General features: G+C 41.4%; 15 protein-coding genes. 11 read left to right on the top strand and 4 right to left on the bottom strand.

Annotated features, from left to right (window positions below; translation table 11 throughout):
* Window positions 1-3: 3 nt before the first annotated feature.
* Genes tsaE through ACR2F7_RS05665 form a run of 3 tightly spaced genes read left to right on the top strand, consistent with a single transcriptional unit; the run spans window position 4 to window position 2387 of the window.
* Window positions 4-429 (top strand): tRNA (adenosine(37)-N6)-threonylcarbamoyltransferase complex ATPase subunit type 1 TsaE, encoded by a 426-nt coding sequence (gene tsaE / locus ACR2F7_RS05675; protein ID WP_432712616.1) that lies wholly within the window; start codon window positions 4-6, stop codon window positions 427-429.
* A gap of 52 nt (window positions 430-481) precedes the next feature.
* A complete protein-coding gene (locus ACR2F7_RS05670; RefSeq protein WP_432712615.1) occupies window positions 482-1708 on the top strand; it encodes an alanine dehydrogenase in 1227 nt (408 codons plus the stop codon).
* A 4-nt stretch (window positions 1709-1712) separates the two neighbouring features.
* Window positions 1713-2387: a M15 family metallopeptidase gene (locus ACR2F7_RS05665; RefSeq protein ID WP_432712614.1), complete on the top strand. Its 675-nt coding sequence runs from the start codon at window positions 1713-1715 to the stop codon at window positions 2385-2387.
* Here ACR2F7_RS05665 and ACR2F7_RS05660 read toward each other — a convergent pair.
* From ACR2F7_RS05660 to ACR2F7_RS05650, 3 genes are read right to left on the bottom strand one after another with little or no spacing between them, the layout of a single operon-like run.
* Complete coding sequence (locus ACR2F7_RS05660; protein WP_432712613.1) at window positions 2374-3555, bottom strand: MFS transporter; 1182 nt, start codon at window positions 3553-3555, stop codon at window positions 2374-2376. The two genes, ACR2F7_RS05665 and ACR2F7_RS05660, sit on opposite strands and share 14 nt — an antisense overlap.
* Window positions 3556-3594: 39 nt before the next feature.
* Window positions 3595-4656, bottom strand: coding sequence for an aminotransferase class I/II-fold pyridoxal phosphate-dependent enzyme (locus ACR2F7_RS05655; protein WP_432712612.1), 1062 nt, complete (start codon window positions 4654-4656; stop codon window positions 3595-3597).
* Complete coding sequence (locus ACR2F7_RS05650; RefSeq protein ID WP_432712611.1) at window positions 4643-5968, bottom strand: D-alanyl-D-alanine carboxypeptidase/D-alanyl-D-alanine-endopeptidase; 1326 nt, start codon at window positions 5966-5968, stop codon at window positions 4643-4645. Before ACR2F7_RS05650 ends, ACR2F7_RS05655 begins: the two co-directional genes overlap by 14 nt.
* A 184-nt stretch (window positions 5969-6152) precedes the next feature.
* Between ACR2F7_RS05650 and ACR2F7_RS05645 the strand changes: the two genes are divergently transcribed.
* The 3 genes from ACR2F7_RS05645 (at window position 6153) to ACR2F7_RS05635 (ending at window position 8540) form a co-directional block, all read left to right on the top strand.
* Window positions 6153-7271 (top strand): aspartyl protease family protein, encoded by a 1119-nt coding sequence (locus tag ACR2F7_RS05645; protein ID WP_432712610.1) that lies wholly within the window; start codon window positions 6153-6155, stop codon window positions 7269-7271.
* Window positions 7272-7301: 30 nt separating this feature from the next.
* A complete protein-coding gene (locus ACR2F7_RS05640) occupies window positions 7302-8243 on the top strand; it encodes a hypothetical protein (protein WP_432712609.1) in 942 nt (313 codons plus the stop codon).
* A gap of 105 nt (window positions 8244-8348) precedes the next feature.
* Window positions 8349-8540, top strand: coding sequence for a cold-shock protein (locus tag ACR2F7_RS05635; protein WP_008241764.1), 192 nt, complete (start codon window positions 8349-8351; stop codon window positions 8538-8540).
* A 91-nt stretch (window positions 8541-8631) separates the two neighbouring features.
* On the opposite strand, the gene ACR2F7_RS05630 is transcribed toward ACR2F7_RS05635, so the two are convergent.
* Window positions 8632-9405 (bottom strand): glycerophosphodiester phosphodiesterase, encoded by a 774-nt coding sequence (locus ACR2F7_RS05630; protein WP_432712608.1) that lies wholly within the window; start codon window positions 9403-9405, stop codon window positions 8632-8634.
* Window positions 9406-9476: 71 nt separating this feature from the next.
* Between ACR2F7_RS05630 and ybeY the strand changes: the two genes are divergently transcribed.
* The 5 genes from ybeY to ACR2F7_RS05605 all read left to right on the top strand — a co-directional run.
* Complete coding sequence (gene ybeY / locus ACR2F7_RS05625; protein WP_432712607.1) at window positions 9477-9914, top strand: rRNA maturation RNase YbeY; 438 nt, start codon at window positions 9477-9479, stop codon at window positions 9912-9914.
* Window positions 9915-10230: 316 nt separating this feature from the next.
* On the top strand, window positions 10231-10824 hold the full coding sequence (locus ACR2F7_RS05620; protein ID WP_432712606.1) for a GIN domain-containing protein: 594 nt from the start codon (window positions 10231-10233) through the stop codon (window positions 10822-10824).
* Window positions 10825-10983: 159 nt separating this feature from the next.
* Window positions 10984-12852: an ABC-F family ATP-binding cassette domain-containing protein gene (locus tag ACR2F7_RS05615; RefSeq protein ID WP_432712605.1), complete on the top strand. Its 1869-nt coding sequence runs from the start codon at window positions 10984-10986 to the stop codon at window positions 12850-12852.
* A gap of 1 nt (window position 12853) precedes the next feature.
* The gene (locus ACR2F7_RS05610; protein ID WP_432712604.1) at window positions 12854-13102 is read left to right on the top strand and encodes a CBU_0592 family membrane protein; all 249 of its coding nucleotides are present in this window, start codon (window positions 12854-12856) and stop codon (window positions 13100-13102) included.
* A 69-nt stretch (window positions 13103-13171) separates the two neighbouring features.
* A partial coding sequence (locus tag ACR2F7_RS05605; protein WP_432712603.1) for an FAD-dependent oxidoreductase occupies window positions 13172-14211 on the top strand: 1040 nt, incomplete at its 3' end.

The following is a 14211-nucleotide window of genomic DNA, read 5'->3' as shown; positions in this document are numbered from 1 at the left end:
CTCATGAACCTAAAAATCAATGGCCTCCAGGGTTTAGCGGAGGCCGCACAACAACTTTTATCCTTTTCTGGCGAAGAAAAAATCTTCGTCTTTGAAGGCGATATGGGCGCCGGAAAAACCACTTTTATCAAAGAAATATGCCTGGCCCTGGGCATTGAGGATGTGGTTTCCAGTCCTACCTTTTCCATTGTCAATGAATACCTTGACCAGGATCAGCAGCCTGTTTATCACTTTGATTTTTATCGCATTAAAGACCTTCAGGAAGTATATGACATCGGTTATGAAGAATACTTTTATTCCGGCAATATCTGCCTGATCGAATGGCCGGAGCGGATTACGCCCTTGCTGCCCGAGGAATACATCAGCGTAGGTATAACCGCCTTAAATGAAACACAACGCAGCATGAACTTCGTTAAAATTAAAGCATAGGTTATTCAGGTTAAGTTTTTTATTGTTAAATTTAAGCAAAAATCAGATTACAATGTCTACAGGATTAAGAGAAGGATTAGCCACTATTGCTCAGAAAGGTTTACAACAACCTAAGGAGACTTTATCAGCACTGCAACAGAAAAACAACAGTCTGTATATTGGTATCCCCAAAGAAATCTCTTTCCAGGAAAACAGGATCGCTTTAACACCACTGTCGGTGGCATTACTGGTCAATAATGGGCATAAGGTAGTCATCGAAACCGGTGCCGGTGTAGGTGCTAACTTTTCTGACCGCGATTACAGTGAGCAGGGAGCTATTATTACCTACCATAAAAAAGATGTTTTTGATGCAGACATCATTGTAAAAATAGCACCGCCTACCCTGAGCGAAATTGCGATGATGCATAGAGGACAAACCCTTTTGTCGGCTTTACAAATGGGTAACCTCAAAGAAGACTACATCAAGGCGCTGATGAACAAAAAAGTTAATGCACTTTGCTTTGAACATCTTCGTGATGAGGGGAATAGCCTGAGTGTTGTGCGTGCGATGAGTGAAATTGTTGGAGCCACCTCTATCTTTATTGCTGCGGAATACCTCAGCAGTGCTACCGGTGGCAAAGGCTTAATGCTTGGAGGCTTTACCGGTGTACCACCAACAGAAGTCGTTATCCTTGGTGCAGGCACCGTAGGTGAATATGCCGCACGTACAGCTATTTCTCTTGGCGCTGAGGTCAAAGTGTTCGACAGCTCCATTTACCGCTTACGACGCCTGCAAAACAATTTAAGCAGCCGTATTTTTACTTCTGTCATGCAGCCCATTGTCATGACCAAAGCCATTACCACCTGTGATGTAGTTATTGGTGCCATCCGTTCTAAATTTGGCCGAAGTCCTTGCATAGTGATGGAAGAAACGGTAAGCCGCATGAAACCCGATTCTGTGGTCATTGACGTCAGCATTGATCAGGGGGGCTGTTTTGAAACCTCAGAGGTTACCAATCACACCAATCCTGTGTTCCGTAAATATGATGTAATTCACTATTGCGTGCCCAATATTGCCTCCAGAGTACCGCGCACAGCCTCATATGCCTTAACCAATATCCTCACCCCAATATTGATGGACATTGGTGATTTAGGGGGGCTGATGAATGTAGTATGGAACCGCCCCGGCATCAGGGAAGCTTTATATATCTACCAGGGGCACCTAACCAGTAAAGACCTGGCCAATATGTTCAATCTTCCTTTTAAAGACCTTGAACTATTAGTGGTCTCTAACCAGTAAATGCATGAGCATATTTTATAGCATAGGTCTTAGCGCCTTAATGGCAGTCGTGTCTGTAGCCGCTCCTGCCCAAAACATTAACGTCATTCACGCATTGACTGCCTATGAAGCTTCGGTAAAAAAAATGCCCGATAAACAGCTTGTAGATATTCAAAAGGCCATCCCGGATATTACATTAGACATCAGGTACGCCACCAGCAATAATTTCATGAAAAGGGTAATGTACCCAGAAGCAAGGGCTTTTGCGCGCAAACCGGTAGTGGCGCAACTTAAAAATATCCAAAGGGAATTGCGTACAAAAGGCTTTGGCTTAAAAATATACGACGCCTATCGCCCCTATGCCATTACGATAGCGTTTTACGAACAGGCCTCCGACAAAAACTTTGTGGCCGATCCTAAAAAAGGCTCTAAACATAACCGGGGCTGCGCGATAGACCTTACCTTGGTTAATTTCAAAACAAAGGAAGAAATTCCCATGCCCACACCCTATGATAGTTTCGAAGCTGCAGCCGCAGCAAATTATCCAAACACAACCGCTGAACAGCGCAAGAACAGGGATTTCCTGATTCAAACGATGCAGAAGCACGGTTTTAAGGTGCTCAGCAATGAATGGTGGCATTTTGATTTTATAGGCTGGCAGCAGTATGAACTGCTAGATATCCCCTTTAAAGCGTTGTAACCTGATCTTTCTTTTTATAGAGCAGCTGTAGGTAGAGCAATGCCAGAACGGTAATAGCCGAACAGGCATAAAAGATCACCGGAATCATGGTGATATCGGTGATGAACAACCAGCCGGCCAGCAAGGCACCCATTCCTATACCCGCTTCCAGCGCAATATACATCGTGGCCATGGCCTTACCACGGTGTTCAGCCAAACTTAAATCTATGGTCCATGCCGTTGCTGTTGGCGAAAGCATGCCTGTGGCTACACCATACAGGGCAGATGCGCACATTAAAGAAAAGGAATTCTGCGCTATGCCAATCCAGAACATGGCCAGTACCAATAAGCCCAGGGAAACCTTTAAAATTATCATCCTTCCATATTGGTCTGAAGCCTTGCCTGCCACAAAACGAATGACCAGAGAAGAAATGGTAAACACCATAAAAAACAAGCCTTTGTTGCTGGTGCCTAAATGGGTCCCCCAGTCGCCAATAACGGTTAAGATCGCTCCATAACTAATGTAACTCATAAAGATAATGATACAGGCTGGCAACACCTGCCATTCGATGATCTCTTTTCTGCTGATTTTAAACAGCGAAAGCTTGAATTTCTGTACCTTAGGTAAGGTTTCTTTCATGTTAGCCAAAATCACAATGGAGAGTAAAGCAAATAACGAAGAGCAGTAGAAAAGTATATCTATAGAAAAATAAGTAGTGATGGTACTGCCTATGGCAGGGCCAATGGCTAAACCAGTGCTGAAACAAACCCCATGTACCCCCATGGCCTCACCCCACCTGTTTTCTGGCACTAAATCGGCCACGTAAGCAGCGGTAGCCGTAGGCTTAAATCCTGTAGAAAAACCATGTAATAGACGCAGGAACAAAAACCCGGCGACGGTGGTCAGTAGAGGATAAAGAAAACCACATAAAAAACAAACTACGGAACCTACAGCCATCACCGGAATCCGGCCTACAGTATCCGTCAGTTTACCACTAAAAGGACGGGATATGCCTGCGGTAAGCGTAAATAAGGCAATGATTAAACCCTTATATTCCGCCCCACCCATGGATGTTAAGTAAGCAGGTAATTCTGGAATCAGCATGTTAAAACTTGCCGAAAAAAGAAAGGAGCTTAAACAAACAAGGCCAAATTGAAGTGTATAAATAGAACCGTTAGGATGCTGCATAGAATAAAAAACTATTTTAGGGCGGCAAAGATAGCGTCTTTAAAAAGAAGGGAGAATATGTTTCAATAGAATATCAATATCCTGCTGCTGATGCCAGCTGCTGAGCACTATTCTGTTCAGCAATTCACTCTGCGGATTCGGATAAGCAAAGGAAGAGATCAGCACCTGTTGCTGCATTAAGATGTCGGCTAATTGCTGCTCCTCGCTTAAGTAAACTGGAAAATTTTCTATAGCTGCAAAGGCAGGTTTTTCTGCCCCCAGGCCATCAGAAAAATAGCGGCAAAGCAATTGCAGTTGCTGCAGTTCCGTGGCATAAATAGCTTCGGCTTTCATAAAGGCATATAATGCTGGTGCAGCGGGTGGAGAGGCGCCCACAAAAACGGGCGAACTTTTCAGCTGGCTAATGATGGCTGCGGAACTCAATACAATTCCTGCATCTACCCCCAGGGCCTTCGCCATCGAGGCCACCACTACCACCTTTAAAAATGGAAGCTTGGGTACATTGGCTATACAACCACGGCCATTGCCTAATACACCAATGCCATGAGAATCATCCATAATTAACAACACCTCCTTATCGGGATTGATGCTTTTTAAAAAGGAAAAATCGTACATTTCAGGAAATAAGTTGTTAACCGAATTACTGATAATGACCCAGCGATTGGTTAAACTTTGGTTGATGAGTTCCACCACATGGCGGCTCCAAAAGCCAAAAGAGCCAGAAACCTCCGGATTGCCAGCTAACCATAAGGCTGGATGTGTCGAAGGTGCATAAACAACCCTGCCCCAGTCGGCAAAATACTGAACCGTAAGTTGCGCAGCCAAATAGCCGCTTGACACCATTAAGCCTGCTTGTGCGCCGAATCTTTGAGCCGCCACCTCTTCGGCCTCCTCATAAACCCCCAGCTGTACGTTGTTATTTCTGCTGGTACCATTGTTGAGGCCATAACGTTTAATTCCTTCCATGTAAAGGCTTAAAAAGTCCTCATTTTGTGGTATGCCCAGGTAAGCTGTGCCACCAAAGTATAAATAAGACTGGCCATTGCAGTCAATCCGGGGCCCTAAAGCCGAACAAAGCTGGTTATAGTTAATAGCGCTCATGAATAAGGGTCACAATTCTTCCCATTTCTTTTCTTACCGTTGCAGTTGGTAACACAAAATTATTGTTGAGGAAAGAATAGATATAGATCTTTCCCTTTTTGGTAACCACATAACCGCTTTGGTTGTGTACATTAGAAAGTGTTCCTGTTTTACCAAATACGAAAGGTTTATCCGTTGCAGGATAGGCATTTTTTAGCGTTCCACTCTGTCCACCGGCCGGAAGCATGGCAAACAACCTTTTAGAATCGTTCACTTCTTCATAAATCAGGCGTAATAAAGCCACCATATCTCTTGGGGTAAACAAATTGTTCCTGGACAGACCAGAACCATCTACCCAAACCGGACGGTCTGGTAAAGACTTTAAATAGGTGTTGATAATATAGTCTATGGTTTTTTTGCTGTTCAGTTCAGTAGAAAGCTGGTTGCCATACACCAGCAGCAGCTGTTCAGCAATAAAATTATCACTAGGCAGCATCATCTGCTTGAGCACACTGTCAGATTTTAAATTATAAATGGTTTTCGCTTCAGCAGGCATGGTCATCTGCACCAGGTTGACCTTTTTATGTAAGGTGTCATTCAGTAAATTGATGGTGGTAATGGTATTGACCTTATAAGGGAGCTCTTGCTTAAAACCATTAGTTACAGGGCCCTTAGGGTAATGAAAGGTATTGCTGTTAAAATCCCTGAACACCCCGAAGCGTTCTTTTATTAAAGTGCTATCTGGCAGAATGCAGCTTTCAAACATCCTGGGAGAAACTTTTAAGGCATTGCCATTAGCTTTGACGGTTATTAAATTATCCATCAGCGGCAATTCATTGATTTCTGCCTGGTAATAATCGTTATAATCATCCCAGGCCCAGCCGGTGCCATAAAAATCGCCAGTATAGCGTCCCGGGGCAAAGTACAATTGGTGAGGACTGGCTTTTAAAAATTCAAGTGCCTTTGTACCTTTAAGCTGGGTTTGCAAGAATGATGGATCGCCTGTACCCCAGAAAATCAGGGAGTCGCCCTTGACCACATAACGCAAGGAAGGAATAGAATCCGGAATCATTTTTAACCCCGCATAAAAAGTAAAAAGCTTTGTATTAGAAGCCGGAACAAAGTATTTATCGGCATCCTTTTCGAAAATCATCTTCCCATTTTCCAGGTCATAAAGAGCAAAGCCAACCGGGTATTGGTTAACAACAGCAGATTGTTTAAAGGTTTGATCCAGCTGTCTGTGCATGCGATGCTGCACCGAACAGGATTGTAAAATAAAAAAAACAAGCACGCCAAAAAACAAACTGGATGCTGGGGGTAGCTTATATTGCATGATTAAATATATACTTAGGGAATCTGTGTCTAATTTATTAAATTAGTTCATGAAATCCATTTTACGGAACATAAAAATATTATCTATCCGGATTGTATATTTATTATCCGTTATTTATTTCTTTTACCCTAGCCAGCTTTACAGTCAAAAGTTTTATTTTGAAGGAAAGCGTAAAAAGGAATCCATGTCCTTTTTACTCATTAAAAACCTCATCATTGTACCTTTATACATCAATGGAAAAGGCCCCTATCACTTCATTTTAGACACTGGCGTAAACCCGCTGATCATTACCGATGCCAGCATTATGGACAGCCTGAATTTAACGGGCCTACGGAGTACTACGCTTGCTGGTTTAGGCGCCGGCAATGACATAGAGGCTTATTTATCTGACCTCATCCAGGTAAGAATGGGCCATGCCACCATCCCCAATATGCCCACTGCCATCCTCAAGAAAGATATTTTTAACCTTTCCAATTATGTGGGCATGCATATTTATGGCTTAATTGGCTATAATTTCTTCCACAGCTTTACGGTGAGGATACGGTATCCGGCAAGAAAATTAATTTTCTCGCTGCCAGAAGTAGAGGTCAAGAAAAAGGGAGAAAAAATACCGATGGAGATGATCAATAACAAGCCCTATGTGCAGCTGCGGATCAGCCAGAAGGGTTTAGAAGGCCAGCGCTTAAAGATGATCTTAGACCTTGGCGCCAGTCATGCTGTATCTTTGGAAGCGCTTAAAGGTAAACCCTTTCCATTGCCCGAAAAAACCATAGCCGCTAACCTTGGTGTGGGCTTTGCCGGCTTAATTAGTGGCAGAATTGGCCGCTTAGACCAGGTTAACCTGGGCAATTTTACCTTTAAGAATGTGCTGGCCTCCTACCCGGATTTTCTACAGGCAGGGGCAAAAACCGGCGTGGCACTCCGCAATGGTAATTTAGGCAGCAATTTACTCAAGCACTTTGACCTCACCATAGATTACACCAATATGGCCATCTATTTAAAGCCTAATTCTTATACCAAAATGTCTTTTGAGCATGATATGTCGGGCATGGAGATTTACCTCCAGGAAGGAAAGCCGAATCTTTATTTTGTAGGCCGTATTGAGCCTGAATCCCCTGCCGAAGATGCAGGTATTTTAACCAGCGACCAGGTGTTGTCTTTAAATTTCAAACCCATCAACGAATATAACCTCGATGATATCGACCAGCTGTTAAAAGCTGGTGATGGCAAGCGCATCATTATGCAACTTGCGCGCAACAATAAATTACTTTTCAAAATCCTAATTTTAAAAAGACGGATTTAGTGCTTTATATTAGCGCCAAATACCAAGTCCATGCTTAAAACACTTTACTTTATAGGCTTCCTCAGTTTGATGATGCTGGTTTACAGCTGTAGCTCGCCAGATAGGCCAGTAAAAACCAACAAAGCAGCACCAAAAACCAGGCTTTCTTTTGAAAGCATCAAGGGAATCAGGTATGTGGAAGTTAAAAGAAGATTCTCTAACGGCCTGTCTTTCGATGCCCAGGGCTTTCAACAAGAACCTAGCTGGATCATTGAATTTGTGGCTAACGATTCCATTATGGCTTATAGTCCGCAGAAAAAAGCCATGCAGGGTTTCCATTTACATTACGACCATGGCGATGTCTATAACTTTGCCAAGGAATGGTTCCGCATAAAAAGTGCTTCAAAAGACAGCGTGGTCATGCAGCGTTTATTTGTAAACAATAAAGAGATCGCCAAAGATGTCCGATCAGATGTAAACCTTACCTTTTATGCACAGAACTATATTAAAAACACCCTAAGAACAACAGCAGCAGAGTTACAAAAGCCTACACCCCGGGATACCGCTTTTATCAAAGCATTAACCGAAAAGGCTAATCGTAACCCAACGCATGCCGACAGTGTTTTTGCCGGTAGACAACCGGTTCAGCTGATCCCCAAAAGCGATGGCATTACCGTAGAAAAACTTTCTTCTGTGGATGTGCTGAATGGAAAAACTGAAGCTTATGATTACCTCTACCCTCAATACCGGGTACGGATCAAAAATGCCTATAAAGATTTTGGCTATACGTTTACCGTTTTTGTAGATCAGCATGGCAAGCTCTCCCTTGGCACCTTTAATGGCGCTATACCAGAATACAGGGAAGTAAGAAAAAAAGTGCTGGAAGGAATTATATCGGTTTACTTACAAAATTTACTGACCATTATTCCTGGAACTACCTTAGGGATACCCCATCCAAGTGAAATTACAGTAAGTGTGAAGGGCATAAAGTAGTATTACAAAGCACTCAATCACACATATTTATCAAAAAATTTTGCATTTATAGTAATTATGGAAATAATTCCTATCTTGCAGACTTAATTATTAATACATAATACAATGCAAGAAGGAACAGTAAAATTTTTTAATGTAACTAAAGGTTTCGGTTTTATCATCCCTGCAAACGGAGATAGCGAAATTTTTGTACATTCAACAGGCCTTATCGACGAAATTCGTGAAAACGATAAAGTTGAGTACGACGTAGAAAGCGGAAAAAAAGGGTTGAATGCGATTAATGTTAAAGTAATCTAAGAATTATTATAACCATCATTCGTACGAGCTTCCTGATCTAATCAGGAAGCTTTTTTATGCGCTGGCTTTTGGACTGCATTGGCTGATGGCTTTATTTCTTTAACATTTCCAAAAGCATTTCTGGCTCATTAGTGGTTATAAAATCGATATCATTGTCTAGCAGCCACTGCAAATCTGCAGGTTTATTTACCGTCCAGGCATTGAGGGTTAAGCCTAATTGCTTCGCCTTGGTAAACCAATCGCCGGTCTTATAGGCCGAAAAATAATAATCAGCACCAGCAAAACCATCAGCTTTTAATTTCTCCAGGGGCACGCTCCCTCCAAGGTATGCAACTTTAGCTGTAGGATCCATCACCAAAACGCGTTGCATTGAAGCATAATCAAAGCCAATATATTCTACCCATTCTTTGGCCTTCAACTGATGAACCATAGCCACACAGGCATCGGTTATTTTTTGCATCCGCTGGGGATCTTTGTCGGGTTTAATTTCCAGAATCATTTTGGTCTGGTGCTGCTTTTTCCCTTCTAATAAATATTGTTTTAAGGTGGGGATCTTTTCTCCGTTCGACAGGCGCAGTTTTTTCAATTCCTTATAGGTGCTCGTGGCGATGGTCAATCCCTTAAAATTATCGTCATGGTTGATCACCAGTACATTATCTTTAGTCAGGTGCACATCAAACTCAGCACCATAACAATGCAGTTGAATCGCTTGTTTAAGCGAAGCGATGGAGTTCTCTGGCAGGTTATTTTTTTTATAAGCACCACGATGTGCAATCACAGGGTTGTCATTCCACACGGTGCTTTGCGCAACGACAGCAGAAGAAAAAAGACTAAAACACCACAATACAGGAAGGAATAATTTCATACCATTACGATTTAGCTGAAAAATACGCTTTTTAATTAAATTGCTAAATTTGTGGCTCCAATTAAATCATTATGCCCAAAATTGCTGTCAATTTTTTTACTGAAGACCTCACTTATAACCTGAAACAAAAAACCCGCATCAGGGAGTGGCTCCTATCCACCATTACTGCTGAAGGCTATGTATTAGAAGAACTAAATTTCATCTTTTGCTCAGATGCGTATTTGCTCCATATGAACCAACAATTCCTTGATCATGATACTTATACTGACGTGATCACTTTTGATAACGCAGAGACCGAGAAAACCATTGCAGGCGATATATTTATCAGCATTGAGCGGATCCAGGAAAATGCAAAGACTTTTAAAGGAACAGTGCTTGACGAATTATGCCGCGTAATGGTGCATGGTACTTTACATCTTTTGGGTTATAAAGATAAAACAAAAGCCGCTAAAACACTCATGACCGAAAAGGAAGATCATTACCTTTCCGCATTAAAAGCATCAGCATAAAACAACTTATTTATAGCTATTAGGCACCTATCTATTCACAAGTGATTGAGAGGGCGTTGGGAGGGCGCTCCTATATCCCGGGGATATACTAAGGCCCTATGAAGGCCCTACCAACGCCCTCTGAACGCTATTGAAACTATTAGGTTTAGTATACAATCAGGTAATTTGCCGTGTATTAAAACCTGTTGGTCGTGTAACCTGTCAAACTGGTCTAAATAAGTCCCGTTCTCTGAAACTTAAATGCACCTTTACTATCTAATTATCAAATAGTTAACGAATAAATCGTTTCATTTCATAATTAATTTGACAGCTAAAGATGAAAAATGTATTTAAAAATTGGCTAGCCCTTGGTTTGGCCACTACCATTCTGCTCGCAGGAACTATATCGGTGTATGCTGCAACCAAAAATCCTTCCTTTGCGGTATTGTCTTCCTTTAAAAATTTCAATAAAATTGTAGTTTCAGGAAATGTTGAAGTGACCTTGATACAGGATGTACATGACCAGGTGAGTATTATGAACGACTATTACCCAATTAATGTATTGTTGCAGGAAAAGAAGGGCTTATTACACATCAGCAATTACAACAGGGCTAAGTTAAACGTGGTCATCCACCTTAAAAATTTATCCAGCCTGACGGTAAAAGATAAATCAACGGTTCGCACGGTGGGCAACTTTTATCTCCTGAATTTTGATGTTGATCTACGGGACCAGGCCAAAGCAAACATCAAAGCAAACACGGTAAACTTAACTACCCATATTGCTGATCAGGCGCAATTAATTTTAACTGGCTGCACTGATCAGTATGATGCTAAAGTAGAAGAAACTGCCGCCTTAAACCTTAACCAGTTCAGGGCACAACACACCAATTTTAGCAACGAAATTACAGCATATACACAAACATACAAATAATGAACGTGCGCTTTCATTTCCGTATTTACGAAGAAAAAGACAGCTTATGTTGTCTTTTTTTTGTCGTTTTTTTATTGCTGCCAGTAGCCCTCTATATACAAAAAATTATTGCTTACTTTTGTAATAATTTCTTAACTGACAAACCGTTAAAAGTATAATTTGAGCACACTAATTGCAGCTGAAGGCCTGGGTCATGCCTATCATGATGAATGGCTATTTAAAAATCTAACCCTCGGCATCCAAACCGGACAACGCGTTGCGCTTGTTGGTATAAATGGAGCAGGGAAAAGTACATTATTGAAACTCCTGGCAGAACGATTTAATCCGCTGGAAGGGAAAATAGTAAAAAATAAATCTGTAAAGATTGGCTTCCTTGATCAGGAGCCTTCCTTCCCTGATGGATACAGCATCTCTGATTTCATTTTCTCTCTTGAAAATAAACAGCAGCAGCTGATCAAGGAATATGAAGAACTGATTGAAGACCCTAACCCTGATGAGAAAACATTGAACCGCTTGTATGAAGAATTGAGCGAGCACAATGCCTGGGAATATGAGCATGAAATTAAAACTATTTTAAGCCGCATGGGTATTAATCACCTGCAGCAAAAAATTGATACGCTTTCTGGTGGACAGAAAAAGCGACTTGCCCTTGCAAAACTGCTGATCGAAGATCCGGAAATTTATGTCTTAGATGAGCCTACCAATCACCTGGATATTGATACCATTGAGTGGCTGGAGAAGTTGCTGACTTCAGGTAATAAAACCATTTTATTGGTAACGCACGACAGGTATTTCCTGGATAATGTTTGTAATACAATTGTTGAACTTGACCGCGGAAAGATCTACAACTATAATGGCAACTATGCTTTTTTCCTGGAAAAGAAATCTGAACGCGAAGCATCTGATGAGAGTACTTTTCAGAAAAACAAAAACTTGCTGAAGAAAGAACTGGAATGGATGAGACGCATGCCTCAGGCCCGAGGTACAAAATCTCAGTCGAGAATTAATGCGTATTATGACCTTGATGAAAAGACAAAATCCAGATCGGATAACCAAACGGTTACCTTGAATATGAAAATGTCCCGTCAGGGAAACAAGATTTTAGAGCTTGATCATATTGGACAAACCTTTGGAGAAAAGAAAATCATCAATGATTTCTCTTATACTTTCAAACGTGGAGATCGTATTGGTTTAGCCGGTAAAAACGGTACTGGAAAGTCTACCTTCCTGAACTTGATTACCGGAAACCTGCATCCTGAAACAGGGAAGGTTGATACTGGTGATACTACCATTTATGGTTATTACAAACAGGGAGGTCTTGCTTTCAACGGTAAGGAAAGGGTGATTGATATTGTGAAATCTGATGCGGAATATATCAAGATGGCTGACGGTTCTACTATCTCTGCCTCTCAATTACTGACTTTGTTTTTATTCCCGCCTAAGAAACAACATGGCATGGTAGAGAAATTAAGTGGTGGTGAGAAGAAGCGTTTACACCTGATGAAGGTGCTGATGATGAACCCGAACTTTTTAATTCTGGATGAGCCTACCAATGATTTGGATATCGATACGTTAAATGTATTAGAAGAATTTTTGGAAAACTTCCCGGGTGTATTGATGCTGGTTTCTCACGATAGGTATCTATTGGATAAAATGAGCGAGCAGCTATTTATCATGGAAGGCAATGGTATCGTTAACATTTACAATGGTAATTATTCTGAATACAGGTTAAGCCTGGAGGCAGAAAAAAATAAAGAAAGCAAACCGGTTAAAGCAGCCCCGACTGTTCAAGCTGCTGCAAGCACCACCAAAAAACTAAGCTATAAAGAGCAAAAGGAATTGGACGATGCGGAGAGTAGAATTGCTGAATTAGAAGAAAAGATTGTTGCCTTAACCACTTCCCTTTTGAGCATTGACAGTACCGACTATATAAAGATGCAGGAAGTAAATTCAGTTATTGAAAGCCATCAAAAGGAATTGGATGCAGTTACTGAAAGATGGCTAGAACTATCAGAAAAAACGAACTAAGATGAAAAGCTCGGATATCATTGCTACCGTAGGTGTTGGTTTATTATTAATAGCCTTCTTTCTACAAACACTTAAGGTGATTAAATTTGACAGTAAAACTTACATTTTACTGAATTTATTTGGAGCAGCGATAGCGGGTTATTCTTCGTGGATGATTAACTTTATTCCATTCGTCATATTAGAAGCTGTGTGGGTAGTAGTTGCAATTTTAAGCCTACTCCGCAATGTAAAAAGTAAACGTTCCACGTGAAACATATAACCCTTCTAGAGGGAAAATTAAGACCATGTTCCACGTGGAACATTAAATAAAGAAAATAAAATGTTTAAAGAATATGATGTCATTGTTGTAGGTGCGGGACATGCAGGATGTGAGGCTGCTGCAGCGGCTGCAAACCTGGGCTCCTCGGTTTTGCTGATTACCATGAACATGGAAACCATTGCCCAAATGAGCTGCAACCCTGCGATGGGTGGTGTTGCCAAAGGACAGATAGTCCGGGAAATTGATGCCATGGGTGGATACTCAGGAATTATTGCCGATAAGACCACTTTACAGTTTAGAATGTTAAACCTTTCTAAAGGTCCGGCAATGTGGAGCCCTCGTGCACAGAACGACAGAAAACGTTTTGCAGAAGAGTGGCGCCTGGCTTTAGAGCGTACGCCAAATGTAGATTTTTGGCAAGAAATGGTGAGCAGTCTTTTGATTAAAAATAATACGGTTGTAGGTGTAAAAACTTCACTTGGTATCGAGATCAAAGGAAAATCTGTGGTGTTAACCAATGGAACTTTTTTAAATGGCTTGATCCATATTGGAGAAAAGAAATTTGGTGGAGGCCGTACAGGTGAAAAAGCTGCTACTGGTTTAACAGAGCAATTGAAAGAATTAGGCTTTGATGCGGGTAGAATGAAAACTGGCACCCCACCCCGCGTGGATGGCAGGTCGTTGAATTATTCTTTAATGGAAGAACAATGGGGTGATGAAAATCCGGGAAGATTCTCTTACACCAATGTAGAAAGACCAACCGAACAACGCTGCTGCTGGATTACTTATACCAATAGCAATGTTCATGAAACCTTAAAAGAAGGCTTTGAAAGGTCTCCTATGTTTACCGGTAGAATCAAAGGTTTAGGTCCGCGTTACTGCCCTTCTATTGAAGATAAAATTAACCGCTTCGCCGAGCGTGAAAGACACCAGATTTTTGTAGAACCCGAAGGATGGAATACTTGCGAGATCTATGTTAACGGATTCTCTACTTCTCTTCCTGAAGATGTACAATATAAAGCATTGATTCAAATTCCTGGATTTGAAAATGCCAAAATGTTCAGACCGGGTTATGCCATCGAGTACGATTATTTTCCACC

It is taken from the genome of Pedobacter sp., assembly GCF_045628745.1.
Classification (GTDB): Bacteria; Bacteroidota; Bacteroidia; order Sphingobacteriales; family Sphingobacteriaceae; genus Pedobacter.
The sequence above is the reverse complement of the archived record's forward strand: the minus strand, read 5'-3'. Positions and strand labels throughout refer to the sequence as shown.